The 24,691-nt window shown below is 39.2% G+C and carries 42 protein-coding genes; 3 read left to right on the top strand and 39 right to left on the bottom strand.

Annotated features, from left to right (window positions below):
• Positions 1-245: 245 nt before the first annotated feature.
• On the bottom strand, positions 246-470 hold the full coding sequence (locus ACH0CI_RS24770; RefSeq protein ID WP_230683562.1) for a hypothetical protein: 225 nt from the start codon (positions 468-470) through the stop codon (positions 246-248).
• A 111-nt stretch (positions 471-581) separates the two neighbouring features.
• Between ACH0CI_RS24770 and pdaB the strand changes: the two genes are divergently transcribed.
• Positions 582-1,346, top strand: coding sequence for a polysaccharide deacetylase family sporulation protein PdaB (gene pdaB, locus ACH0CI_RS24765; protein ID WP_028412720.1), 765 nt, complete (start codon positions 582-584; stop codon positions 1,344-1,346).
• 44 nt (positions 1,347-1,390) lie between these two features.
• Here pdaB and ACH0CI_RS24760 read toward each other — a convergent pair whose 3' ends face one another.
• Positions 1,391-2,011 carry a KinB-signaling pathway activation protein gene (locus ACH0CI_RS24760; RefSeq protein WP_028412721.1) on the bottom strand — a complete coding sequence of 207 codons (621 nt, stop codon included), beginning with the start codon at positions 2,009-2,011 and terminating at the stop codon, positions 1,391-1,393.
• A gap of 145 nt (positions 2,012-2,156) precedes the next feature.
• Between ACH0CI_RS24760 and gerD the strand changes: the two genes are divergently transcribed.
• Entirely contained in the window at positions 2,157-2,786 is a 630-nt protein-coding gene (gerD, locus tag ACH0CI_RS24755; protein WP_033580786.1) for a spore germination lipoprotein GerD, read from the top strand.
• A 187-nt stretch (positions 2,787-2,973) separates the two neighbouring features.
• The gene (locus tag ACH0CI_RS24750; RefSeq protein WP_014462003.1) at positions 2,974-3,882 is read left to right on the top strand and encodes a LysR family transcriptional regulator; all 909 of its coding nucleotides are present in this window, start codon (positions 2,974-2,976) and stop codon (positions 3,880-3,882) included.
• Positions 3,883-3,920: 38 nt separating this feature from the next.
• On the opposite strand, the gene ACH0CI_RS24745 is transcribed toward ACH0CI_RS24750, so the two are convergent.
• The 37 genes from ACH0CI_RS24745 to rplD form a co-directional block, all read right to left on the bottom strand.
• Positions 3,921-4,994, bottom strand: a complete 1,074-nt coding sequence (locus tag ACH0CI_RS24745; protein WP_176345081.1) for an Mrp/NBP35 family ATP-binding protein — start codon at positions 4,992-4,994, stop codon at positions 3,921-3,923.
• Positions 4,995-5,084: 90 nt separating this feature from the next.
• Complete coding sequence (cwlD, locus tag ACH0CI_RS24740; protein WP_014462005.1) at positions 5,085-5,792, bottom strand: N-acetylmuramoyl-L-alanine amidase CwlD; 708 nt, start codon at positions 5,790-5,792, stop codon at positions 5,085-5,087.
• Positions 5,793-5,862: 70 nt separating this feature from the next.
• Positions 5,863-6,285, bottom strand: coding sequence for a DUF2521 family protein (locus ACH0CI_RS24735; protein ID WP_049162662.1), 423 nt, complete (start codon positions 6,283-6,285; stop codon positions 5,863-5,865).
• A 111-nt stretch (positions 6,286-6,396) separates the two neighbouring features.
• On the bottom strand, positions 6,397-6,789 hold the full coding sequence (gene rpsI, locus ACH0CI_RS24730) for a 30S ribosomal protein S9 (RefSeq protein WP_013054959.1): 393 nt from the start codon (positions 6,787-6,789) through the stop codon (positions 6,397-6,399).
• Positions 6,790-6,811: 22 nt separating this feature from the next.
• On the bottom strand, positions 6,812-7,249 hold the full coding sequence (gene rplM / locus ACH0CI_RS24725; protein ID WP_013054958.1) for a 50S ribosomal protein L13: 438 nt from the start codon (positions 7,247-7,249) through the stop codon (positions 6,812-6,814).
• Between the two features lie 156 nt (positions 7,250-7,405).
• Positions 7,406-8,146, bottom strand: a complete 741-nt coding sequence (gene truA, locus ACH0CI_RS24720) for a tRNA pseudouridine(38-40) synthase TruA (RefSeq protein WP_013054957.1) — start codon at positions 8,144-8,146, stop codon at positions 7,406-7,408.
• Between the two features lie 18 nt (positions 8,147-8,164).
• The gene (locus tag ACH0CI_RS24715; protein WP_406902393.1) at positions 8,165-8,962 is read right to left on the bottom strand and encodes an energy-coupling factor transporter transmembrane component T family protein; all 798 of its coding nucleotides are present in this window, start codon (positions 8,960-8,962) and stop codon (positions 8,165-8,167) included.
• Positions 8,959-9,828, bottom strand: coding sequence for an energy-coupling factor ABC transporter ATP-binding protein (locus tag ACH0CI_RS24710; RefSeq protein ID WP_034263658.1), 870 nt, complete (start codon positions 9,826-9,828; stop codon positions 8,959-8,961). The genes ACH0CI_RS24715 and ACH0CI_RS24710 overlap by 4 nt, the downstream gene beginning before the upstream one ends.
• Complete coding sequence (locus ACH0CI_RS24705) at positions 9,804-10,643, bottom strand: energy-coupling factor ABC transporter ATP-binding protein (protein ID WP_013054954.1); 840 nt, start codon at positions 10,641-10,643, stop codon at positions 9,804-9,806. Before ACH0CI_RS24705 ends, ACH0CI_RS24710 begins: the two co-directional genes overlap by 25 nt.
• Before the next feature lie 138 nt (positions 10,644-10,781).
• A complete protein-coding gene (gene rplQ, locus ACH0CI_RS24700; protein ID WP_013054953.1) occupies positions 10,782-11,144 on the bottom strand; it encodes a 50S ribosomal protein L17 in 363 nt (120 codons plus the stop codon).
• Positions 11,145-11,188: 44 nt separating this feature from the next.
• Positions 11,189-12,133, bottom strand: coding sequence for a DNA-directed RNA polymerase subunit alpha (locus tag ACH0CI_RS24695; RefSeq protein WP_013054952.1), 945 nt, complete (start codon positions 12,131-12,133; stop codon positions 11,189-11,191).
• Between the two features lie 180 nt (positions 12,134-12,313).
• Positions 12,314-12,703 (bottom strand): 30S ribosomal protein S11, encoded by a 390-nt coding sequence (gene rpsK, locus ACH0CI_RS24690; RefSeq protein ID WP_028412666.1) that lies wholly within the window; start codon positions 12,701-12,703, stop codon positions 12,314-12,316.
• A 23-nt stretch (positions 12,704-12,726) separates the two neighbouring features.
• Positions 12,727-13,092, bottom strand: coding sequence for a 30S ribosomal protein S13 (rpsM, locus tag ACH0CI_RS24685; RefSeq protein ID WP_013054950.1), 366 nt, complete (start codon positions 13,090-13,092; stop codon positions 12,727-12,729).
• A 24-nt stretch (positions 13,093-13,116) separates the two neighbouring features.
• Complete coding sequence (gene rpmJ / locus ACH0CI_RS24680) at positions 13,117-13,230, bottom strand: 50S ribosomal protein L36 (protein WP_003156543.1); 114 nt, start codon at positions 13,228-13,230, stop codon at positions 13,117-13,119.
• Between the two features lie 37 nt (positions 13,231-13,267).
• Entirely contained in the window at positions 13,268-13,486 is a 219-nt protein-coding gene (gene infA, locus ACH0CI_RS24675; RefSeq protein ID WP_010285101.1) for a translation initiation factor IF-1, read from the bottom strand.
• 235 nt (positions 13,487-13,721) lie between these two features.
• Entirely contained in the window at positions 13,722-14,468 is a 747-nt protein-coding gene (gene map, locus ACH0CI_RS24670; RefSeq protein ID WP_028412665.1) for a type I methionyl aminopeptidase, read from the bottom strand.
• Positions 14,465-15,118, bottom strand: coding sequence for an adenylate kinase (locus tag ACH0CI_RS24665; RefSeq protein ID WP_013054948.1), 654 nt, complete (start codon positions 15,116-15,118; stop codon positions 14,465-14,467). Before ACH0CI_RS24665 ends, map begins: the two co-directional genes overlap by 4 nt.
• A 66-nt stretch (positions 15,119-15,184) precedes the next feature.
• Positions 15,185-16,477, bottom strand: coding sequence for a preprotein translocase subunit SecY (gene secY, locus ACH0CI_RS24660; protein ID WP_013054947.1), 1,293 nt, complete (start codon positions 16,475-16,477; stop codon positions 15,185-15,187).
• Entirely contained in the window at positions 16,477-16,917 is a 441-nt protein-coding gene (gene rplO, locus ACH0CI_RS24655) for a 50S ribosomal protein L15 (RefSeq protein WP_013054946.1), read from the bottom strand. The genes secY and rplO overlap by 1 nt, the downstream gene beginning before the upstream one ends.
• A gap of 33 nt (positions 16,918-16,950) precedes the next feature.
• Positions 16,951-17,133, bottom strand: a complete 183-nt coding sequence (rpmD, locus tag ACH0CI_RS24650; RefSeq protein ID WP_013054945.1) for a 50S ribosomal protein L30 — start codon at positions 17,131-17,133, stop codon at positions 16,951-16,953.
• 14 nt (positions 17,134-17,147) lie between these two features.
• Positions 17,148-17,648 carry a 30S ribosomal protein S5 gene (rpsE, locus tag ACH0CI_RS24645; protein ID WP_013054944.1) on the bottom strand — a complete coding sequence of 167 codons (501 nt, stop codon included), beginning with the start codon at positions 17,646-17,648 and terminating at the stop codon, positions 17,148-17,150.
• A gap of 20 nt (positions 17,649-17,668) precedes the next feature.
• Positions 17,669-18,031 (bottom strand): 50S ribosomal protein L18, encoded by a 363-nt coding sequence (gene rplR / locus ACH0CI_RS24640; protein ID WP_013054943.1) that lies wholly within the window; start codon positions 18,029-18,031, stop codon positions 17,669-17,671.
• Between the two features lie 32 nt (positions 18,032-18,063).
• Positions 18,064-18,603 (bottom strand): 50S ribosomal protein L6, encoded by a 540-nt coding sequence (gene rplF / locus ACH0CI_RS24635; protein WP_013054942.1) that lies wholly within the window; start codon positions 18,601-18,603, stop codon positions 18,064-18,066.
• Between the two features lie 30 nt (positions 18,604-18,633).
• Positions 18,634-19,032 carry a 30S ribosomal protein S8 gene (gene rpsH, locus ACH0CI_RS24630; RefSeq protein WP_013054941.1) on the bottom strand — a complete coding sequence of 133 codons (399 nt, stop codon included), beginning with the start codon at positions 19,030-19,032 and terminating at the stop codon, positions 18,634-18,636.
• A 30-nt stretch (positions 19,033-19,062) separates the two neighbouring features.
• Positions 19,063-19,248, bottom strand: coding sequence for a type Z 30S ribosomal protein S14 (locus ACH0CI_RS24625; RefSeq protein WP_013054940.1), 186 nt, complete (start codon positions 19,246-19,248; stop codon positions 19,063-19,065).
• Between the two features lie 33 nt (positions 19,249-19,281).
• Positions 19,282-19,821, bottom strand: a complete 540-nt coding sequence (gene rplE / locus ACH0CI_RS24620; protein WP_013054939.1) for a 50S ribosomal protein L5 — start codon at positions 19,819-19,821, stop codon at positions 19,282-19,284.
• 31 nt (positions 19,822-19,852) lie between these two features.
• Entirely contained in the window at positions 19,853-20,164 is a 312-nt protein-coding gene (rplX, locus tag ACH0CI_RS24615; RefSeq protein ID WP_013054938.1) for a 50S ribosomal protein L24, read from the bottom strand.
• A gap of 49 nt (positions 20,165-20,213) precedes the next feature.
• Positions 20,214-20,582: a 50S ribosomal protein L14 gene (rplN, locus tag ACH0CI_RS24610; RefSeq protein WP_013054937.1), complete on the bottom strand. Its 369-nt coding sequence runs from the start codon at positions 20,580-20,582 to the stop codon at positions 20,214-20,216.
• Between the two features lie 51 nt (positions 20,583-20,633).
• Positions 20,634-20,897 (bottom strand): 30S ribosomal protein S17, encoded by a 264-nt coding sequence (gene rpsQ, locus ACH0CI_RS24605; RefSeq protein ID WP_013054936.1) that lies wholly within the window; start codon positions 20,895-20,897, stop codon positions 20,634-20,636.
• A 25-nt stretch (positions 20,898-20,922) separates the two neighbouring features.
• Complete coding sequence (gene rpmC, locus ACH0CI_RS24600; RefSeq protein WP_013054935.1) at positions 20,923-21,123, bottom strand: 50S ribosomal protein L29; 201 nt, start codon at positions 21,121-21,123, stop codon at positions 20,923-20,925.
• Positions 21,113-21,547: a 50S ribosomal protein L16 gene (gene rplP / locus ACH0CI_RS24595; RefSeq protein ID WP_013054934.1), complete on the bottom strand. Its 435-nt coding sequence runs from the start codon at positions 21,545-21,547 to the stop codon at positions 21,113-21,115. Before rplP ends, rpmC begins: the two co-directional genes overlap by 11 nt.
• 2 nt (positions 21,548-21,549) lie before the next feature.
• Positions 21,550-22,206, bottom strand: a complete 657-nt coding sequence (rpsC, locus tag ACH0CI_RS24590) for a 30S ribosomal protein S3 (protein ID WP_013054933.1) — start codon at positions 22,204-22,206, stop codon at positions 21,550-21,552.
• A gap of 3 nt (positions 22,207-22,209) precedes the next feature.
• Positions 22,210-22,551 carry a 50S ribosomal protein L22 gene (gene rplV, locus ACH0CI_RS24585; RefSeq protein ID WP_013054932.1) on the bottom strand — a complete coding sequence of 114 codons (342 nt, stop codon included), beginning with the start codon at positions 22,549-22,551 and terminating at the stop codon, positions 22,210-22,212.
• A gap of 19 nt (positions 22,552-22,570) precedes the next feature.
• On the bottom strand, positions 22,571-22,849 hold the full coding sequence (rpsS, locus tag ACH0CI_RS24580; protein WP_013054931.1) for a 30S ribosomal protein S19: 279 nt from the start codon (positions 22,847-22,849) through the stop codon (positions 22,571-22,573).
• A 57-nt stretch (positions 22,850-22,906) separates the two neighbouring features.
• A complete protein-coding gene (rplB, locus tag ACH0CI_RS24575) occupies positions 22,907-23,737 on the bottom strand; it encodes a 50S ribosomal protein L2 (protein ID WP_013081374.1) in 831 nt (276 codons plus the stop codon).
• 27 nt (positions 23,738-23,764) lie between these two features.
• Complete coding sequence (gene rplW, locus ACH0CI_RS24570) at positions 23,765-24,052, bottom strand: 50S ribosomal protein L23 (protein ID WP_028412664.1); 288 nt, start codon at positions 24,050-24,052, stop codon at positions 23,765-23,767.
• Positions 24,052-24,675, bottom strand: coding sequence for a 50S ribosomal protein L4 (rplD, locus tag ACH0CI_RS24565; protein ID WP_013081372.1), 624 nt, complete (start codon positions 24,673-24,675; stop codon positions 24,052-24,054). The genes rplW and rplD overlap by 1 nt, the downstream gene beginning before the upstream one ends.
• Positions 24,676-24,691: the final 16 nt, after the last annotated feature.

Genomic DNA, 24,691 nt, shown 5'->3' with positions numbered 1-24,691 from the left:
CTTGCTCATTTAAAAAATAAAAATTAACGTTGACGTTTGTCGCTTTGTTCAGTTTTCAAAGTTCAACCGCCGCTCTTGAGCGACTTTTTTATATTAACAAGTTGTCTTTCGTTTGTCAATAACTTTTCAATATTTTATTTCTGATGAATTGCGATTGTTTTCCAATCACTCATCAGCGACATTTAATAATTTAACATCTGTGCTATATAAAAGTCAACACTTTTTGAAAAATTTTTTTCGTTTTATCAAAAAATCTTATTTACTTCCCTGCTTTCACCGAATCTTAGCAAGATCTTTGAAAGGATTTGATACTTTTCTTGAATGTTTCGTTCAAGAACTACATGATTCAAACTTTGTTGAAAAGCAACGTTTGATCTCTTTATTTCTTCTCTAAGTAGTGCTTCTAACTCTAAACACTCCACCTGATTAAATAAACAAATTTTCATTGATTCACCTGCTTTTTGCGACATTGATTCTCACACATCAAAATAAAATCAGTTGTTCTTTTCCTTACCTGTTATTAATTGTAGACAAAACGCATACAAATTAGACAAGTACTACTTATTAAATGAGGTGACAAAATGAATATGTTTTATACTATTCGAGCCAAAAGAATCAAACAGACCATGCTTATCGTAGTTGCTGCGTTTTTTACAAGTTTTTTTCTCTATGCTCAGCAGACGTTTCACTTTCCCGTGTTTTCAACGGATAACGGTCCAAGAGCTGTTTATAAGGCGGATGATAAAAATCCGGAAGTTGCTCTGACCTTTAACATCAGCTGGGGAGATGAAAGAGCTATTCCCATTCTGAATGAACTAAAAAGACAGCATATTGAACATGCTACTTTCTTTTTATCTGCTTCATGGGCTGAACGTCACCCAGATATTGTAGAGCGCATTAAGAAAGAAGGTCACGAAATTGGCACAATGGGCTATGACTATACTTCTTATACAAGCCTAAAACCTAATGAGATTAGACAGGATCTTGCAAAATCAAAGAAAGTCTTTGATTCTCTAGGCCTTAAAGATGTTCACCTTCTTCGTCCTCCTAACGGGCAATTTAATAAAGACATCTTAAAATTAACAGCAGATATAGGATATACTACTGTTCACTGGAGCATTGATTCTAAAGACTGGACAAATCCAGGGGTTGAAAAAATTGTCTCGAATGTTACAAAGCCTTTAGACGGGGGAGATATTATATTGCTGCACGCGTCTGACTCCGCTCAACAAACAGCAAAGGCTATTCCATATATCAAGAATTCATTACAAAATAAAAAAGTCTCAAACGTAAGTATTTCAACATTAATTTCAAATTCAAAAACCCAAGTAAAAGATATCCGCTAAGATTTATTCCCACTGTATATGGAAAGCAAAAGCAGACAAATATGCTATTTGTCTGCTTTTGCTATTCTTGCGTGCGTAAGAAGTTTCGGCAAAATAAGAAGTTGATACATATTACAAATTAGAAGTGGAAACAACATAAGGTAAAGCCAGCTTTCTTCATTCGTTCGCAGCGCTGGGAACCATTCAATTGTCGTTACAACAATCATAAAAAACAGCGCTGGCACAAAAGCCTCTTTATTCGTCTGCTTTTTCTTTGCATACGCCACTAACAACCCCACCGCTAACAAGAAAACGCTTAACAAAATATACTTACCTATGCCTTCTCCCGCTTGTTGAAAGAACTTATATCGAAAATAAGCAACGTCAAATAATACAAATAAAACAAATACAATTTGAACCGATTTCCAAAGAGATGCAGATTTAAAAATTCCCAACCCAAATCGGTGAATAGTTAAATATGCAAAGAACCCCATTTGGCTAATTAAACTAAAAATAAACCCTACGCCTACGAGCCATGTTAAAACAGCAACAATTTCTCCTATCTTTCCTTGTTGAAATAAGTGACCGTATTCCCCCCAGCGCACCGCAAACCCAACAACAGCTGTACTTATACCCCCAACAGCTAACGTGGTTAGAAATAGACGAACCCAATTTCGACTATTCACTTCCATCTCCCCCATAAGTTACAAAATTGTACCTTTTCATAAATTGTACCAATCACGTTTTGAAAAATCTAGAGCTCTTTTATGAATAAAAAACCTTGATTATCTCATATTAAGCGTAAGCATATTAGGAAAGGAGCTCATTACTATGAAAAAGCGACTCATGCTCCTCATTTATATAGGAATGTGTATGCTTTTAGCTACAGCCTGTGCACCACAAGATGAAGAGAACAATGGTATGGATTATGATCAAACAAAGAAAATGGTTGTTGATATTTTAAAAACAGATGAAGGAAAAAAAGCAGTCGAGGCAATTATGAAAGACCCTTCTGTTAGACAAGATATTTTAATGGATCAAAACGCGATAAAAGATACAATTTCTCAAACCTTAGTATCAGATAAGGGCGTGGAATTTTGGAAAAAAGCCATGGATGATCCGAAGTTTGCTGAAAGCTTTGCTAAAAGTTTGGAAAAAGAAAATAAGACGGTCATCAAACAACTAATGAAAGATCCTGAATATCAAGGAATGCTTCAAGATGTTTTAAAGGATCCGGCTATGGAAAAAGAAGTACTGACTGTTTTAAAGAGTAAAGAATATCGCACTTATTTACAAAAGATTATGACCGAAACGTTTGATAGCCCTCTTTATCAATCTAAAATTCAAGACATTCTTTTGAAAGCCGCTGAAGAAACACAAGGTGGACAAAAACAAAGCAGCGACGATGGTGGTTCTTCTTCCGCTGGATCTGACTCAGGCGGAGAACAGCAACAGCAGTGATTAAATACGCATCTCACATGAGATGCGTATTTAATTATGTCATTTGTTTTCATTAAAAAACCTAAATGACTTCTTTATATTTTTTAATACTTAGTATTTTTATTGGAATTGTAAACTTTAATTCTTAGCTTTATGGTAAAATATTAGAAATTAACACAATCGTTTTATAGCAAAAGGAGGGAATTCGATGGAATTTCGCGTTATTAAAACGTTTCAAACCATTGTTCGTTTAGGAAGCTTTCAATTAGCCGCTGAATATTTAAAGTACTCTCAGCCTACCATTACACTGCACATTCAAAAGTTAGAATCCGAACTAGGATTTAAGCTTTTAGAACGAGGAAAAAGCATTAAACTTACTGAAGCAGGTAAAATCTTTTACGAACGGGCAAATATTTTACTAAAGGAATATGAATATCTAAATAATACCTTAAAGGATTATTCAACAGGCGAAGCTGGCACGATCCGTATAGGTGCTGCAGAGCCTACAGCAAGCAGTCGACTGCCTTCCATTCTCTCATTATTTAAAAAAAGATATCCCAACACAGAAATTAGCTTACTCGTTGCAGACGAAAAGCACCTTCATCAACATATACGCAATCAAGAAATTGATTTCGCGATTGGCACTGTCTCAGAATCGTTCAGAGATATAGAGTTTGAGGCATTGCTAACAGAAAAACTTGTGCTGCTACTACCATTCAATCATGCGCTAACAAAAAGAAAAACAATCTTTGCAAAAGATTTAATACACGAAACGCTGATTACAGCTGGGCAATCTTCCGTTCAAAAGAAAATTGAGCAGCTAATCTTTGAACGAACAGGACAGCTGCCTGCTAAAGTCCAGTTAGGCACTATTAGCACACTTCAGCATTTTGTAAAAGAAAACTTAGGAATAGCCGTTGTTCCACAAATAAGCGCAACTCTTCCGCCGGATCAAGTGGTGGTTAAAACGATTCATGACTTACATGAGGGGCCTGCAATCGGCATTTTAAAGCACCAGTCTCACACCGTAAGTACAGCTGGAAAAACATTTTTAGCTCTCTTAAAACAAAACCTCGCATTTGATTTAAAAAAGACGCAGATTGAACTCTCTGTATAATAATAAAAAGCACGCGCTCGAACAGCGCGTGCTTTTTATTATTTTCCTGTTGCTGCTTTTTCATTTTCGCAAATAAATGCAATCTTACTTGCAATCTCTCCATATATTTGACCTAAACGATGTGATTCTTCGTAAATGGAAGGTGCAAAATCTTCTTCATTCCAATCAGGCTGACTTAACGGAAGCTGTCCTAACAGCTCTGTCTGAAGCTCCTCAGCCAGTTTTGGACCCCCGCCTTTACCAAATACATACTCTTTTTCCCCTGTTAGCTGGCTTTCAAAGTAAGCCATATTTTCTACAACTCCAATGACCTCATGATCGGTTTTCAAAGCCATAGCACCCGCTCTAGCTGCAACAAATGCCGCTGTAGGATGTGGTGTTGTAATAATCACTTCTTTACAAGCAGGAAGCATGGAGTGAACGTCTAATGCGACATCACCTGTTCCTGGAGGTAAGTCTAGTAAAAGATAATCTAATTCTCCCCATTCAACTTCTGTAAAGAAGCTCGTCAACATTTTTCCGAGCATAGGTCCTCGCCAGATAACAGGTGAATTATCTTCTACAAAGAAGCCCATGGAAATAACTTTTACTCCGAAACGATCAACTGGAATAATCTTTTCACCTTCTACTACAGGACGTTGTGTGATTCCCATCATGTCTGGGACGCTGAATCCATAAATGTCAGCATCAATTAAACCAACTTTTTTTCCTAAACGAGCTAGAGAAACGGCTAAGTTAACAGAGACTGTTGATTTACCAACGCCTCCTTTACCGCTGGCAATAGCAATAAATTCTGGTGCATTCGGACTAGTTAGTAAGTTGCCAGTATTCGGCTGCTCAGCGCGGTACTGCTGAAGTTCCTCAGGCGTAAACTCAACAAATCGCAGTCCAACCGACTGTACACCTGCTTTTTTTAATTCTTCTACAATTGTGCCTTGCAGGCTCAACTGTTCACTCGTACCTGTTTTTGCAACAGCAATCTTCAGGCTTATATGCTGTTTTTCAGCTTTAATTGTTATTTCTTTAATCGCATCTGTTTCTGATAGTTTTTTATTTAAAAATGGATCTGTAATTTCCCCTACTACTTCTTTTACTTGCTTTTCCGTTAGCATACTCCCACCACCATGTTAAAATCTATTTATTTATACTATCAAGTATATCATACATATTAGATTTTTCTGAATAGAAGGGTGCTATGCTTTTTATTTAGGCTTTTCTCCAGTAAAATAGCGGCTGACTCCTTCATAAATGGATTCAGCTAACTTTTTTTGATAGCGTTTCGATTGAAGCATTTTACGTTCTGTAGGATTTGACAAGAATCCTACTTCAACCAAAGCACCGGGTGGCTTAGAATGCTTAAGAAGGTAAAGAGTTTGAATAGCTTTTGCTTCACGGGTCGTATTGTCCAGATTATTTCTTAGCTCTTGTTGAATGAGTTTGGCCACTTGCTCGTTTTCTTTTAGGGATCCGTAATAGAAAGTTTGAGCCCCTCTCCACGCAGAGGATGGAATAGCATTCAAGTGAATACTTAAGTACAAATCAGCGTTGGATTTATTAATCATCGTTAAGCGATTTTTTAAGTCTTCTACTTTTCTGCGACTGTATCCTCTTGTATCTTTGGCCGCTAGGTCTTCGTCTTTTTCTCTCGTCATAATAACAAGTGCCCCTTGCTCTTGCAGATAGTCTCGAAGCATTAACGAAATTTTAAGAGTTATTTCTTTTTCAAGCACCTCATCCTCTCCTACCGCTCCTCCATCAACACCGCCATGTCCAGGATCTAGTACAATAACTTTCCCGCTAAGAGGAAGTGAAAGCGAACCGGATGATGTTCTATGATCTATTTGATATTGTACAATGACAAAAAGAACAAGAAGCGCTATAATTGTGCTCATTATTTTTACTTTAGACATTTTATCCCTTCCCTTCTTGCCTCACCTATTTATTTCTATATGGGACAAGAACGGGAATTATGAGTACTTTTTAATGCAAACGTAAACGGCGTCTTTTTTCTGCGGTTCGATAACCTTCTTTCCACCAGTCTTGCACATATCCTTGACACAAATAATACAGACCATCTTGATAAAGATCTGTTACAGACATGCTGACGGCTCCGTACAATGTATCAATTAAAAGAGACTCTTCTTGCTTACTGTGCTTCTGAACATCTTCGTAGCCTTTACCACGTTTACTCAACCGGGCACCTAATAAAAATGATTCGATAGCAATGTCAAGACAGTACTCCTCCACATGTTCGTCTCCTAGCATATTCCACTGAAACATTGGATGAAAATAACGGCGCAGCCTCTCTTGAAGCAAATCAAACGATAGTTCCCTTAGGACTTTGCGTTCATATTTCATTTCTTTTTCATAACGTTTTTCTTTTAAATATGTAACCTCGTTCACGATAACGCCTCCCTTTTTTACATATTGTCTGCACAAGCCTTCGTCTCATACGCAAACAACAAATAAAAAAAGCCTTGGTCCAAAGACCAAGGCTTGAAACGTAATATAAAATTAACGTTTTGAGAATTGTGGTGCACGACGAGCGCCTTTAAGACCGTATTTTTTACGTTCTTTCGCACGAGCGTCACGAGTTAATAGACCAGCACGTTTTAATGTTCCACGGTATTCAGGGTCTGCTTCTAATAAAGCACGAGAGATTCCGTGACGAATAGCGCCAGCTTGACCTGCATAACCTCCACCATTAACGTTTACAAATACGTCATAGTTACCTACAGTTTCAGTTAAAGCAAGTGGTTGTTTTACTACTTCACGTAGTGCAGCAAATGGAATGTATTCTTCGATTTCACGACCGTTGATTGTTACGCGACCGTTACCTGGTACTAAACGTACACGAGCAACAGAGCTTTTACGACGACCAGTTCCGTAATATTGTACCTGTGCCAAGATAATAACCTCCTCTTATTAATTATCCGCGAAGTTCGTAAACTTCTGGTTTTTGTGCTTCATGTGGATGTGTTTCACCAGCATACACATGTAATTTTTTGAACATTTGACGGCCTAGGCTACCTTTTGGAAGCATGCCTTTGATTCCTAATTCAAGCATTTTCTCAGAGTAGTTAGTACGCATTTCTAATGCTGTACGTTGTTTCAAACCACCTGGGTGCATGCTGTGACGGTAATAAATTTTATCAGTTAATTTTTTACCTGTTAATTCGATTTTTGACGCATTGATAAGGATCACGTGATCACCAGTATCAACATGTGGTGTAAAAGTTGGTTTATGTTTACCGCGTAAGATTGATGCTACTTCACTTGCTAAACGACCTAAAGTTTTACCTTCAGCATCGACAACATACCATTTACGCTCTACTTCGTTTGCTTTCGCCATGAAAGTTGTACGCATGAGTTTCCCTCCTAATTTTCATCATCAATTATAAAATTATTTCAACCTTCTATTTCAACACGATTAATTTCCGGGGCTAACCGTGGGGTTAAAATACATACCATATGATATATTATATCTTTAAGCTACTAATGTCAAGAAAATGTTACACCAGGTTTAGTTGTCATAGAAAACGCGCCATAAATATAGTCCTTGCGAAGGCGCAGTTTTCCCTGCACGAGGACGTGATTTACTTTCTAGAATATCTTTTATAGCATCTGGTTCAATACGGCCTTGTCCTACTTCTAAAAGCGTTCCAACAAGAATACGAACCATATTATACAGAAAGCCACTTCCAACGAATCTAAACACAAGCTGACTATTCTCTTCATACATATCAATCTTGTAAATCGTACGAATCTTATCTTCCACTTCTGTCCTCGCTGAACAAAAGCTTGTAAAGTCGTGTGTACCGAGTAAATATGTGATGGCTTTTTTCATTTTTGAGTAGTCTAATGGATAAGGGTAATGGTATGCATAAGAACGAGTGAAAGGATTTCGATCTTCGCCGCGCAAAATATGATAGCGATACTCTTTTGAAGTAACGTCATACCGGGCGTGAAAATGTGCATCAACTTCACATACATTCTTCATTACAATATCATCTGGTAGCATTGAATTCAATGCTTTTTTCCACTTATCACATGGAATATTTAGGTTTGTGTCAAAATGAATGACTTGCCCCTGTGCATGAACATTTGTGTCCGTTCGTCCAGAGGCGTAAATCGGAACTTTTTTGTTATGCATTTTCTCTAAAACGGCTTCAATCTCCAGTTGAACTGTTCGCTTATTGGGCTGAACTTGATAACCTGAAAAGTGTGTGCCGTCGTATGCAACTATACATTTTAAACGTTTCATCTTTTCACCAAACAATCTTTACGTTCTAATCAGCACTAAAACAACTGCTACTGCCAGCAGAAGTAAAAGCATAATTGTATCTATGCTTCCCCATTTTAATTGACGATACTTTGTACGCCCTTCTCCGCCTTTATATCCTCTTGCCTCCATGGCAATAGCTAGCTCTTCAGCACGCTTAAATGAACCTATAAATAAAGGAACAAGCAAAGGAACGATAGCTTTCAACCGATCCGTAACGGGACCGCTGCTAAAGTCCACTCCTCGTGCTGTCTGCGCTTTAATAATTTTATCTGTCTCTTCCATCAATGTAGGAATAAAGCGAAGAGAAATGGACATCATTAAAGCTAATTCATGAACAGGAAGCTTGAGCTTTTTAAATGGATTCAACAAGCTTTCCATTCCATCTGTTACTTCAATGGGCGTAGTCGTTAACGTTAGCATCGTCGTAATTAAAATTAAGAACAAGAAACGCAAGGAAATTAAAACACCTTGAATAAGGCCGCCTTTATAGACAGAAAACCATCCCCATTCAAACAAAAGAGGACCTTCCTTCGTCATAAAAATGTGCAAAAGAAACGTGATGATAATAATAAATAGAACGGGCTTTAACCCTCTTAAAATAAAGGAAACGGGCACTTTACTCATGGCCACTATCACAAGGGTATACACACCTAAAAAAGCATAGCCGATAGGGTTATTTGCTAAAAACACAATTAATACATACGCAAATACGAGAAGCAGCTTGGCCCGAGGATCCATTCGATGGACAACAGAATGACCCGGGACATACTTACCAATAATGATTGAGTTCATCATATTCGTTCACCTTGCTGCATAAGGTGCTGTACTTTCTCTACCACTTCAGAAAAGGTAATAACCGTATCCGATGCTTCAAGCTGAAATTTCTCTTGCAGCTTCAGCATAAAGCGAAGCGATTCTGGAACATCCAATCCATATTCTTTTAGCTGCGTATGCTGACCGAAAACTTCTCTAGGTGACCCTTTCATCGCAATCGTTCCTTTATTCATTACAATTAGCTCATCAGCGTACATAGCTGCATCTTCCATGCTGTGAGTCACGAGAATCGTCGTCAAGCCTTTTTCTTTATGAAGACGATAAATCATATTCATAATTTCTTGACGGCCTCTAGGGTCCAATCCAGCAGTTGGCTCATCTAAAATTAGCACATTAGGATTCATCGCTAGAATACCTGCTATCGCTACACGACGCATTTGTCCACCACTCAAATCAAAAGGAGATCTGGTGAGAATGTCTTCTGGCAACCCCACTAACTTGATAAGCTCTCGTGCTTTTTGCTTTGCTTCTTCTTCCGAAACGCCATAATTCATTGGTCCAAAAGCTATATCCTTTTCCACCGTTTCTTCAAAAAGCTGATGTTCTGGAAATTGAAACACCACGCCTACTTGCTGACGAATAGCTTTTAAATTCTTTTCTTTTCGATTGGCTTTAATAGTGCGCTCACCGATTTGAATTTCACCAGCAGTTGGCTTCAATAAGGCATTCAGATGCTGTATGATTGTTGATTTCCCAGAACCAGTATGGCCAATAACAGCCAAAAATGTACCTGATTGAATGCTTAAATTTAAGTCATGCAGAGCAATTCGTTCAAATGGTGTATTAACTTGATAACGATGCTCTACTTCTTTGAATATAATGTCCATAGTTCGTCCACCAAGTCCTCATCTGTTAAATGAATTTTTGATAAAGGAATTCCTACGGAAGCAAAACGATGGCTTAGTTTAACGGAAAACGGCAAGTCTAGTCCAATATCCGTTAACTTGGAACCTAATGCAAATACTTCGCGTGGAGTACCTGTTGCATAGATCTTCCCTTTGTTCATCACAACGACTCTGTCAGCCATTGCTACTTCATCTAAATCGTGGGTAATTGAAATAACCGTCAGTTGTTTTTCTTCTTTTAATTTTCTAACAGTTTCAAGTACTTCAGTTCGTCCAATAGGATCTAACATAGATGTTGCTTCATCTAGAATGATAACAGATGGCTGTACGGCAATTATACCCGCAATGGCCACACGCTGTTTTTGTCCACCTGATAGCTGATGAGGCTCTTGATCCAGAAAAGCACTCATATTGACCATTTCGATTGCTTCAGGTATACGTTTTTCCATAATTTCAAATGGAATCCCGTTGTTTTCAAGCCCAAACGCAATATCATCTTGAACGGTTGAGCCAACAAATTGATTATCTGGGTTTTGAAACACCATTCCAATCTGCTTGCGCACATCCCATATTGTTTCTTCAGATAAAAGAGTATCGCCCACTCGAACCGTTCCTTTTTCAGGTAGCAAAAGGCCGTTTAGAATTCGTGCCAGCGTCGATTTCCCAGATCCATTATGTCCAGCTATCGCTAACCATTCACCTTTATAAGCAGAGAGAGAAAGGTGATCTAATGTTAGGTCTGCTTCAGGATCGTATCGAAAGCATAAATCTTTTACCTCTAAAGACATTTCTTTCAACGCTATCTTCCTCTCAGCTTTTTCTATTGCAGCATTGCCTACATTGGTTTTTTACGCTATTTACCCGGTTTAAGGTATAAAAAAAGGGCAACGACTAGTTACACACTGTCTCGCCCTTTTCTATCTGTATTAAAAATATTAAACTAATTCAATGATAACCATTGGAGCACCGTCACCACGGCGAGGTCCAACTTTTAAGATACGAGTGTAACCGCCTTGGCGATCTTCGTAGCGAGTAGCGATATCGCTGAATAGTTTTTGTAAAGCGCTTTGACCAGCTTCCTCGTTAGCTACTTCATTACGGATGTAAGATGCAGCTTGACGACGAGCGTGTAGATCTCCACGTTTACCTAAAGTAATCATTTTTTCAACAGTTGAACGTAATTCTTTTGCACGAGCTTCAGTTGTCTCAATGCGTTCACTGATGATTAAATCAGTTGTTAAATCACGAAGAAGCGCCTTGCGTTGTGCGCTTGTACGACCTAATTTACGGTAAGACATGTGAGGTCCCCTCCTTTGTTAAGTAGTTAAACAGGTAGATATAATCAGTCGTCCTTACGTAGACCCAAACCTAATTCTTCAAGTTTAGCTTTAACTTCTTCTAAAGATTTACGGCCTAAGTTACGAACTTTCATCATATCTTCTTCTGTTTTATTAGCAAGCTCTTGTACAGTATTGATGCCTGCTCGTTTTAAGCAGTTGTAAGAACGAACAGATAAATCCAGTTCCTCGATCGTCATCTCTAGAACTTTTTCTTTCTGGTCTTCTTCTTTTTCTACCATGATCTCTGCTTTTTGAGCTTCATCTGTTAAGTTAACGAAGATATTTAAGTGTTCCGTTAGAATCTTTGCACCTAAAGCAACAGCTTTTTCTGGCTCGATGCTACCGTCAGTCCAAACATCCAACGTTAACTTATCGTAATTTGTCATTTGACCAACACGAGTATTTTCTACATAATACGATACGCGAGTAACAGGCGTATAGATTGAGTCAATTGGAAGTACACCAATTGGTTGGTCTTCACGCTTGTTAGCATCGGCAGGATTATAACCTCGACCTGTGCGAGCAGTAAGTCTCATACGGAAATGAGCATCTGACTCAAGTGTTGCAATATGAAGATCCGGATTTAGAACTTCGATATCACTGTCTGCTTGAATGTCAGCAGCCGTTACTGTACCAGGACCTTTAACATCGATCTCAAGTGTTTTCTCTTCATCAGAGTAAATCTTTAACGCTAACTTTTTAACGTTTAAAATGATGTTTGTTACATCTTCAACAACTCCAGGAACTGTTGAAAATTCATGTAATACACCTTCAATTTGAATAGATGTTACAGCTGCACCAGGGAGTGAGGATAATAGGATACGACGTAAGGAGTTACCCAAAGTAGTACCATATCCACGCTCAAGTGGTTCGACGACGAATTTACCGTACTTTCTATCATCGCTGATTTCTACCGTTTCGATTTTTGGCTTTTCAATCTCTATCAATATAAACCCTCCTTCAAAACGTCGAAACCTCGGCTAGACGGCTGATTTCTCAAATGCCTAACCGAAATTCCCTATTAGACAGTTCCCGAATGTGCACAACAAATGGAAAACATTTCGTTGCATGAATAAATTCTACACCATCATCATTATAGACAACGAAATAGAATCTATACATATTAATTATACACGACGACGTTTTGGTGGGCGGCATCCGTTGTGAGGTACAGGAGTAACATCTCTAATAGCTGTTACTTCTAAACCTGCAGCTTGAAGAGCACGGATAGCTGCTTCACGACCAGCACCAGGGCCTTTAACTGTAACTTCAAGAGTTTTCATTCCGTTATCCATAGAAACTTTTGCAGCAGCTTCAGCAGCCATTTGCGCAGCAAATGGAGTGGATTTACGAGAACCTCTGAAGCCAAGTGCGCCTGCACTAGACCAAGCAATCGCATTACCGTGAACATCTGTAATTGTTACAATAGTGTTGTTAAACGTTGAGCGAATATGAGCTACACCAGCTTCAATATTCTTTTTCACGCGACGTTTACGTGTATTAGTTTTACGTGCCATCTGTTAATGACCTCCCTTACTAATTATTTCTTCTTGTTCGCTACAGTACGGCGTGGGCCTTTACGTGTACGAGCATTGTTTTTACTGTTTTGACCACGAACTGGTAAACTACGACGGTGGCGGATACCACGGTATGAACCAATCTCAATTAAACGTTTGATGTTTAAAGAAACTTCACGACGAAGATCGCCTTCTACTTTATAGCTATCTAAAATATCACGAATTTTACCTAATTCTTCTTCTGTTAAGTCACGAACGCGAGTATCTTCAGAAACTCCAGCTTCAGCTAGAACTTTTTCAGCAGTTGGACGACCAATACCGAAAATGTATGTTAATGAAATTACTACACGCTTGTCACGAGGAATATCAACACCAGCAATACGTGCCATATGAATAGTGCACCTCCTTATTGATTAACCTTGTTTTTGTTTATGCTTAGGGTTTTCACAAATTACCATTACTTTACCTTTTCTACGGATAACTTTACATTTTTCGCAGATTGGTTTAACTGATGGTCTGACTTTCATGTTTCATACCTCCTTGATAGTACGGAGTGCATAGGTTTTATTTGAAACGGTACGTAATTCTACCGCGAGTTAAATCGTATGGTGACAATTCTACAGTTACTTTATCACCAGGTAAGATTCGAATGAAATGCATGCGAATTTTTCCTGATACGTGAGCAAGTACTGTATGACCATTTTCTAATTCTACCTTGAACATAGCGTTAGGTAAAGTCTCAGCAACTGTACCTTCAACTTCAATTACATCGTCTTTTGCCATTAAAGTGCTCTCCTTTCTTTGAAACAGTAACAAGCTATCATTAAACGACTTAAAAAGAACCTGTTCTGAACATCCGGAGATCGTAATCATTAAATTCAAGATGATTGACGCTAATATACATCTTTACCATTTTAACAGCAATTCAGACGAAAAACGATCATCGTGAATTTAGATAATTACTGTTTACTGTCCAGTGCATCTAGCGAGGAATGGATAGAGATAACATCCTTTAACATTACAATGCTGTCAGAATTTCATATCCCGTCTCAGTAATTGCAATAGTATGTTCGAAGTGCGCACACATTTTACCATCCACTGTCACAACTGTCCAGTTATCAGGTAATGTTTTTACATATCGCATACCAGCATTCACCATTGGCTCAACTGCCAATACCATGCCTGGACGTAGACGCGGTCCTTTATTCGGTGGACCATAATGAGGTACTTGCGGATCTTCATGTAAGTCTTTGCCGACGCCATGGCCAACATATTCTCTTACAATCGAAAAGTTACGTGATTCTGCGTACTGTTGAATAGCATGTGAAATATTCGACAAACGCTCACCCGGCTTCGCTTCTGCTAATCCTTTGTAGAGAGATTGCTCAGTCACATCAAGCAGCTCTTGATTTTCTAATGAAATCTTTCCTACTCCATATGTCCAAGCTGAGTCACCGTGATAGCCACCGAATTTAGCTCCGATGTCTAAACTGATGATATCCCCTTCATTAAGCTTGCGTTCTCCCGGAATACCATGAACTAATTCTTCATTCACAGAAGCACATACACTGCCGCGAAAACCATTATACCCTTTAAAAGACGGAATTGCATCATGTTGACGAATAAAATTTTCAGCAATTGCATCCAATTCTATAGTCGTAATACCTGGAACGATATGTTTTTTCAACTCTTGATGAGTTAAAGCCACGATTCGTCCAGCTTCACGCATGACCTCAATTTCCTCTGGTGTCTTGCAAATGATCATTGCTTAACCCCAGCAAGTAATTGACGAACATCCTCAAACACAATGTTAATATCTTGATTACCATTAATATTGCGTAGATAACCTTTTTCTTGATAGAAATCAAGTAGAGGTTGAGATTGTTTAACATTAACTGAAAGTCTAGTTGAAACCGTCTCAGCATTGTCATCTGCACGTTGATAAAGCTCTCCGCCACATTTGTCACAAACTCCTTCTTTCGCAGGAGGATTGAATACTAAGTGGTAAGTAGCTCCGCAATCTTTACAAATGCGGCGTCCAGTAAGACGCTCCATTAAAATGCTTTGATCTACATCAATATTAATCACATAATCAATTTGCTTGTTTAGTTCTTTTGTAATTGTTTCAAGAGCTTCTGCTTGGGCTACTGTTCTCGGGAAGCCATCAAGTAAAAAGCCGTTTTCACAATCTTGTTTGTTTAAACGCTCGCGCACAATTCCAATTGTTACTTCATCAGGAACAAGGTTACCTTGGTCCATAAATGATTTAGCTTTTAAACCTAGTTGCGTTCCTTCTTTAATTGCAGCTCGGAACATATCTCCTGTTGAGATATGAGGGATATCGTAATGCTCAACGATTTTTTCTGCTTGAGTACCTTTCCCAGCACCAGGAAGGCCCATTAACACTAAATTCATTTCTTGCTTCCCCCTCAGTATCTTATCCGTTTAATGGGAAAGCAGCCTGCCTCCCACTAAACAGCTTTACTTAATAAATCCCTTATAATGGCGTTTCACTAATTGACTCTCAAGCTGTTTCATTGTCTCAAGAGCTACACCGACAACAATTAACAAACTAGTACCGCCGATCTGAGCAGATGAGGGTAGGTTTGCAATTTTGATGAACAGAACCGGCAACACAGCAATTAACGCAAGGAATATCGAACCGATTAATGTCAGACGATATAACACTTTCGTTAAATAAGCTTGTGTGCTTTTACCAGGACGAATGCCTGGGATGTAGCCACCTTGCTTTTTCAAGTTCTCTGCTACTTGTTCAGGGTTAACTTGAACAAATGTATAGAAGTAACAAAAAGCAATGATTAACGCTACATACACTATCATACCAATTGGCTTAGTATAGTCAAATGTATTCTGAATCCACGTCGTTACATCATTTGGACCGAAAAATGATGCAATTGTTGGTGGTGTGATAATAAATGAAACTGCAAAGATAACAGGAATAACCCCAGCAGCATTTACTTTTAACGGTAAATGAGTGGATTGACCTCCAACAGGATTACGACCAGCTGAACCCTTTGCATATTGAATAGGAATTTTTCGTAGCGCTTGTTGGAAGTAAATAACCCCAACAATAATAGCTAAAACTGCAATCGCGATTAAAACTACCGTTACGATACGAATGAATAATTGATCCCCAACGTCTTCAAATTGCTGTGCATAAATTTGATTTAATGTTGTCGGAATACCAGCTGCAATCCCAGCAAAGATAATGATAGAAATACCATTACCTACGCCTTTTGCAGTAATCTGTTCTCCTAACCACATTAAGAAGGCAGTACCTGCCGTTAACACTGTAGCAATTAGAAGATACGTAGAAATTCCTGGATTAGCGATCAATTGTCCGCCCGAAATATTGTTGAATCCTATAGACATACCTAAAGCCTGGATAAATCCAAGCACAATTGTTCCATAACGAGTTACTTGAGCTAATTTACGGCGCCCAACATCTCCCTGCTTTGACCATTCTGTAAACTTAGGTACAACATCCATCTGCAATAATTGGACGATGATGGATGCTGTAATATAAGGCATAATGCCCATAGCAAGAATGGAAAAGTTTTTTAACGCGCCGCCGCCAAATGTATTCAGAACTCCGAATACATTTAACCCATCTTGCAATTTTAGTACATCCGTATTAACACTTGGTACAGGAATAAATGTACCAATTCGGAAGACAATTAACATTAACAAAGTGAAAAAGATTTTTTGTCTTATTTCACGCACGCGCATTAAATTGGAGATTGTTTGAAACATTAGATCACCTCAACTGTACCGCCAGCAGCTTCGATAGCTTCTTTAGCAGTTGAAGAGAATTTAGCAGCTTTAACAGTTAGCTTAGAGTTTAATGTACCGTTTCCTAGTACTTTAACGCCAGCTTTTGCTTTGCTTACTAAACCAGTTTCGATTAATAATTCTGGTGTTACTTCAGTTCCATCTTCAAAACGGTTAAGAGCTTCTAAATTAACGATCGCGTATTCTTTGCGATTGATATTAGTGAACCCACGTTTTGGAAGACGACGGAATAAAGGAGTTTGACCACCTTCGAAGCCAGGTCTTACGCCACCGCCAGAGCGAGCGTTTTGCCCTTTGTGACCTTTACCTGAAGTCTTTCCGTTACCTGAACCAGTACCACGACCTACACGGTTACGTACTTTACGTGAACCTTCAGCTGGTTTCAATTCATGAAGTTTCATTCCGGAGCACCTCCTTAGAGTGACAATTTATACTTATTGCTCTTTTACTGTAACAAGGTGAGCTACTTTGTTAATCATTCCGCGAATTGCAGGATTATCGTCTTGAACGACAGTTTGATTTAACTTACGTAGGCCAAGTGTACGAACAGTTACACGTTGATCTTCTGGACGACCAATTACGCTACGAGTAAGGGTAATTGCTAGTTTGTTTGCCATTCCATATCCCTCCCTTATCCTAACAGTTCTTCTACAGTCTTGCCACGTAGTTTTGCAACATCTTCAGCACGTTTTAGGTTAGCTAAACCGTTAAGAGTTGCACGTACCATGTTGATTGGAGTGTTTGAACCTAAAGATTTAGATAGAATATCACTTACTCCACCCAATTCTAGTACCGCACGAACTGGGCCACCAGCGATAACTCCTGTACCTTCAGAAGCAGGTTTTAAGAAAATTTGACCTGCACCAAATTGTCCAAGGATTTCGTGTGGAATAGTTGTACCAACCATAGGTACAGTAATTAAGTTTTTCTTCGCATCTTCAATTGCTTTACGGATTGCATCTGGTACCTCTTGTGCTTTACCAGTACCGAATCCAACGTGACCGTTTTTGTCACCAACTACAACTAATGCAGCGAAGCGGAAACGACGTCCACCTTTCACAACTTTAGCTACGCGGTTAACGGTAACAACACGTTCTTCAAGCTCTAATTTATTTGGATCAATACGACGCATGATTTTCCCTCCTTTTACAATTAGAATTGTAATCCAGCTTCACGAGCAGCGTCAGCTAATGCTTTAACACGGCCATGATATAAATAACCGCCACGGTCGAATACTACTTCGTTTACACCTTTTTCTACTGCGCGTTTAGCGACTAATTCGCCAACTTTGATAGCAGCTTCAGTGTTACCAGTGCTTTCTAAAGTCAGGTCTTTATCTAACGTTGAAGCACTTGCGATTGTTACTGAATTTAAATCGTCGATAACTTGTGCGTAAATATGTTGATTAGAACGGAACACGTTTAAACGCGGACGAGTTGCAGTTCCAGATAACTTCGCACGAACACGAGCATGTCTTTTTTTACGAACTTTGTTTTTATCAAGCTTCGTGATCATTTCGGGCACTCCTTTCTTTTACCTAACCGGCATTACTTCTTAGCAGTTTTACCTTCTTTACGACGTACATATTCGCCTTCGTAACGAATACCTTTACCTTTGTAAGGCTCTGGTGGACGAACGTCACGAATATTTGCAGCTAATGCACCTACGCGTTCTTTATCAATACCTTTAATAACGATCTTAGTTTGAGAAGGAACTTCGATTTCGATTCCTGTTTCAGGAGTAATCTCAACTGGGTGAGAGTATCCAACGCTCAATACTAATTTGCTACCAGATTTTTGTGCACGGTAACCTACACCGACTAATTCTAAACCACGTTCGAATCCTTTAGTAACACCTTCAACCATGTTACCTAAAAGGCTACGAGTAGTTCCATGAAGAGCGCGGTGCTCTTTATTGTCACTAGGACGATTAACAACTAATACGTTGTCTTCAACTTTAATTTCGATTTCAGGGTGGAATGTACGAGTTAATTCACCCTTTGGTCCTTTTACAGTTACAGTGTTGCTCTCGTTCGTAACTGTAACACCTGCTGGAAGTTCTAAAGGCTTTTTACCAACACGTGACATAGTTACACCTCCATTCACATTTAAAACTTATTACCAAACGTACGCTAATACTTCTCCACCAGTTTGCTTTTGACGAGCTTCTTTGTCAGTTAAAACACCTTGAGAAGTAGAAACGATTGCGATACCTAAACCGTTAAGTACACGTGGTACTTCGTTAGTTTTTGCATAAACACGTAGACCAGGTTTACTGATACGTTTTAAGCCTGTAATTACACGTTCGTTATTTGAACCGTATTTCAAGAAGATACGGATAATACCTTGTTTGTTGTCTTCGATGTATTCTACATCACGTACGAAACCCTCACGCTTAAGGATTTCTGCAATTTGCTTCTTAATGTTAGAAGCAGGAACTTCAATTTTCTCATGACGAACCATGTTCGCATTGCGGATACGAGTTAGTAAATCTGCAATAGGATCAGTCATTACCATATTAATTTACCTCCTTCCCAAACTTGGGTTTTACCAACTAGCTTTTTTAACACCAGGAATTTGACCTTTATAAGCAAGCTCACGGAAACAAATACGGCAAAGCTTGAATTTACGTAGTACTGAGTGTGGACGTCCACAACGTTCGCAACGTGTATACTCTTGTACTTGGAATTTTTGCTGGCGTTTTTGCTTCGCAATCATTGATTTTTTAGCCACATTTTCGCCTCCTCTGCTTAACGTTGGCAGTTATTACTTCTGGAATGGCATACCGAACTGAGTTAAAAGCTCACGAGCTTCTTCATCAGTGTTTGCTGTTGTAACAATAACGATATCCATACCACGAACTTTAGTTACTTTATCATAATCGATCTCTGGGAAGATCAATTGTTCTTTAACACCTAACGTGTAGTTTCCACGACCATCAAATGCTTTTTTAGATACACCACGGAAATCGCGCACACGTGGAAGTGATACTGATACTAATTTATCGAAGAATTCGTACATACGCTCGCCGCGTAAAGTAACTTTCGCACCGATTGGCATACCTTCACGAAGACGGAAACCAGCGATAGATTTTTTCGCACGAGTTACAACAGGTTTTTGACCAGTGATTTCAGCTAGTTCTTCAACAGCGTTATCTAAAGCTTTTGAGTTAGAAACAGCATCACCGATACCCATGTTGATTACGATCTTGTCGATTTTTGGCACTTGCATTACAGATTCATAATTAAACTTGCTAACTAGAGCAGGAGTAATCTCTTTTGTAAATTTCTCTTTAAGACGGTTCATGTGAACTAAACCTCCCTTCACATTTCATTAATTATTTATCTAAAGTTTCACCAGATTTTTTTGCTACACGTACCTTTTTGCCATCGATAACTTGGTACCCAACACGAGTTGGCTCACCAGATTTAGGATCCAACGGCATTACGTTTGATACGTGGATAGGTGCCTCTTGGCTAACGATTCCACCTTGTGGATTTACTTGAGAAGGTTTAGAGTGTTTTTTCACAACGTTCACGCCTTCAACAAGTACACGGTCTTTCTTTGGGAAAGCTGCAAGTACTTCACCTTGCTTACCTTTGTCTTTACCAGAGATAACCACTACTTTGTCGCCCTTTTTAACATGCATCCTATTCGCACCTCCTTAAAAGGCATTTTGTATTTGTTCTATATATCAATTAGATAACTTCTGGAGCCAATGATACGATCTTCATGAAGTTGTTATCACGTAATTCACGAGCAACTGGTCCGAAGATACGAGTACCACGTGGTCCTTTGTCGTCACGGATGATTACGCAAGCATTTTCGTCGAAACGGATGTAAGAACCGTCAGTACGGCGAACACCACTTTTTGTACGTACAACAACAGCTTTAACAACGTCACCTTTTTTAACAACGCCTCCTGGTGTTGCTTGTTTCACCGTACAAACGATAACATCACCAATGTTTGCTGTCTTACGACCTGAACCACCAAGTACTTTAATAGTAAGTACCTCACGTGCACCAGAGTTGTCTGCAACTTTTAAACGAGATTCTTGTTGAATCATGTACGAAACCTCCCTTCGGATGAATCATTCTTATCCGATCTATCTTAACTATTAGATGATAACAGCTTTTTCTACAACTTCTACTAGACGGAAACGTTTAGTAGCTGATAACGGACGAGTTTCCATGATCTTCACGATATCGCCTAGTTGAGCTGTATTGTTTTCATCGTGAGCTTTGAATTTCTTTGAGTATTTTACACGCTTGCCATAAAGCGAATGCTTTTTGTAAGTTTCAACAAGAACAGTAACAGTCTTATCCATTTTGTCAGAAACTACGCGGCCAGTGTAAACTTTACGTTGGTTGCGTTCACTCATTCTGAAAGCCTCCTCTCAGACTTAATTATTTATTAGCAGCAATCTCTCTTTCACGAACTACAGTTTTCATACGAGCGATCGATTTGCGCACTTCGCGAATACGAGTAGTATTCTCTAATTGTCCAGTCGCTAATTGGAAACGAAGGTTAAACAACTCTTCTTTTAAAGCCTTAACTTTTTGTTCAATTTCAGCAGTGGTAAGGTCACGAATTTCATTAGCTTTCATTAGAATCACCACCAATTTCTTCACGTTTTACAAACTTACATTTTACAGGTAGCTTGTGTGCAGCTAAACGTAAAGCTTCACGTGCAACCTCTTCAGATACACCTGAAATTTCAAACATTACTTTTCCAGGTTTAACAACTGCTACCCAACCTTCAGGAGCACCTTTACCAGAACCCATTCGGACTTCTAGAGGCTTAGCAGTATAAGGTTTAGAAGGGAAAATTTTAATCCATACTTTACCGCCACGTTTCATGTAACGAGTCATTGCAATACGAGCAGCTTCGATTTGACGGTTTGTAATCCAAGAAGCTTCAGTAGCTTGTAAACCGAATTCACCGAAATGTACTTCCGTACCACCTTTAGCGCGTCCACGCATTTTTCCGCGATGTTCGCGACGATATTTAACGCGTTTTGGTAATAACATAATTATTTTCCTCCTTCCTCAGTTTTCTTTTTAGTAGGAAGAACCTCTCCACGATAGATCCATACTTTCACACCAAGTTTACCATAAGTAGTATCTGCTTCAGCGTGAGCATAGTCAATATCAGCGCGAAGTGTATGAAGTGGAACTGTACCTTCACTGTAATATTCAGAACGAGCAATATCAGCTCCGCCTAAACGACCAGATACCATTGTTTTGATACCTTGTGCGCCAGCACGCATACTACGTTGGATAGCTTGCTTTTGAGCACGACGGAATGATACACGGTTCTCAAGTTGGCGAGCGATGTTTTCAGCTACTAGTTTAGCATCTAAATCTGCTCGTTTAATTTCAAGGATGTTAATGTGTACACGCTTGCCTGTTAATTGGTTAAGAGCTTTACGAAGTGATTCTACTTCAGTACCACCTTTACCAATTACCATACCAGGTTTTGCAGTGTGGATCGTTACGTTTAAGCGGTTAGCAGCGCGTTCGATTTCAACTTTAGAAACAGCTGCATCGTTTAAACGTTTAGCGATATATTCACGTACTTTTAAGTCTTCATGTAATAAGTCAGCGTAGTCTTTGCCAGCGAACCATCTTGATTCCCAATCACGGATGACACCGACGCGAAGACCGACCGGATTTACCTTTTGACCCATGAATTATCCCTCCTTCTTTTCTGATACCACGATTGTGATGTGGCTTGTGCGCTTGTTAATTTGGCTTGCACGTCCCATAGCGCGTGGACGGAAACGTTTTAAAGTTGGACCTTCGTTAACAAAAGCGTCAGTAATAACTAAATTGTTAGCGTCCATTTCATAATTGTGTTCTGCATTGGCAATAGCAGATTTTAATACTTTCTCAACGACTGGAGAAGCAGCCTTTGGCGTGTGAAGTAGCACTGCTAGCGCTTCACCCACTTGCTTACCTCGAATTAAATCTACAACTAAACGAACTTTACGAGGAGCAATACGTACTGTTCTCGCGACAGCTTTAGCTTGCATTTAAAAGCCTCCTCTCATATTAGCGTCTTGTTTTCTTATCATCACTTGCGTGACCTTTGTAAGTACGAGATGGTGCGAATTCACCAAGTTTGTGACCTACCATGTCTTCAGTAACATAAACTGGTACATGTTTACGACCGTCATATACAGCAATTGTATGACCAATGAACTGAGGGAAGATAGTTGAACGACGAGACCAAGTTTTTACTACTTGCTTGCTGTCAGTTTCGTTTAACTTCTCAATTTTGTTGATTAAATGGTCATCTACAAAAGGTCCTTTCTTTAAGCTGCGACCCATAAATGAACCTCCCTTCGTGATTGTCCTACGGTTCGTTTGAACCGTAGCTCAATCCCGTTATTTTTTACGACGACGAACGATAAATTTATCGGATTTGTTTTTCTTCTTACGAGTTTTGTAACCAAGTGTTGGTTTACCCCATGGACTCATTGGAGACTTACGTCCGATTGGAGAACGTCCTTCACCACCACCGTGTGGGTGATCGTTAGGGTTCATTACAGAACCACGTACAGTTGGACGAATACCTAACCAACGAGAACGACCGGCTTTACCGATGTTGATTAACTCGTGTTGTTCGTTACCAACTTGACCTACAGTTGCACGACAAGTTGCAAGGATCATGCGTACTTCACCAGAAGTTAAACGTACTAATACGTATTTACCTTCTTTACCAAGTACTTGAGCAGATGTACCTGCAGAACGAACTAATTGTCCACCTTTACCAGGTTTCAATTCGATGTTGTGTACTACTGTACCAACAGGGATGTTAGCTAAAGGAAGCGCGTTACCTACTTTAATGTCAGCTTCAGGACCTGACATAACTTCTAAACCTACTTTTAGGTTTTTAGGAGCAAGGATGTAACGTTTTTCACCATCAGCATAATGAATTAATGCGATGTTAGCTGAACGGTTTGGATCATATTCGATTGTAGCAACGCGTCCAGGTATTCCATCTTTATCGCGTTTAAAATCGATGATACGGTATTGACGCTTGTGCCCACCACCTTGGTGACGAACAGTCAATTTACCTTGGTTGTTACGACCACCTTTTCTCTTGACAGGTGCAAGTAACGATTTTTCTGGTTTGTCAGTAGTAATTTCAGCGAAATCAGAAACTGACATACCACGACGACCATTTGAGGTTGGTTTATACTTTTTAATCGCCATCTCAATTTCCCTCCTTCTCTAGTAATCTTAAGCTTCGAAGAATTCGATTTCGTTGCTCTCTTGAGTTAGTGTTACTACCGCTTTACGACGACGGTTAGTAAGACCACTGTAGCGACCTACACGCTTGAATTTACCTTTGTAGTTCATGATGTTTACTTTTTCAACTTTTACGTCAAAGATTTTTTCGATAGCATCTTTAACCTCAGTTTTATTAGCTTTTACATCAACATCAAACGTATATTTTTTCTCAGCCATTAAGTCTGTTGAACGTTCTGTAATTACGGGGCGCTTAATAATATCACGAGGATCTTTCATTATGCAAGCACCTCCTCTACTTTTTCAACTGCGTCTTTAGTGATTACAAGCTTATCATGGTTCATAACGTCTAATACGCTTAAACCATTAGCTGCAACAACTGTTACACCAGGAATATTACGTGCTGAAAGTGCAACATTTTCGTTAAGATCAGCAGTTACTACTAATGCTTTGCGTTCTACTGTTAGGTTTTTAAGAACTGCTACCATTTCTTTTGTTTTTGGAGCGTCAAAAGAAAGAGCTTCAAGAACAACGATGCTGTTATCTTGAGCTTTAGTTGATAATGCAGACTTAATTGCTAAACGACGAACTTTTTTAGGTAATTTGTAGCTATAGCTTCTTGGAACTGGACCAAATACTACGCCACCACCACGCCATTGTGGAGAACGGATAGATCCTTGACGAGCACGACCAGTACCTTTTTGACGCCATGGCTTACGGCCACCGCCTCTTACTTCAGAACGATTTTTAACTTTAGAAGTACCTTGACGTTGAGATGCGCGTTGCATTACGATCGCGTCGAAAAGTACTTTGTTGTTTGGTTCGATACCGAAAACGGCATCTTGAAGTTCGATCTCTCCAACGTTTTCACCGTTTTGGTTAAACAATGCTACTTTTGGCATTGGTTATTCCTCCTTT

This window comes from Priestia sp. 179-F W1.4 NHS, assembly GCF_045369295.1.
GTDB lineage: Bacteria > Bacillota > Bacilli > Bacillales > Bacillaceae_H > Priestia > Priestia zanthoxyli.
This window is presented reverse-complemented; position numbering and strand designations above follow the sequence as displayed.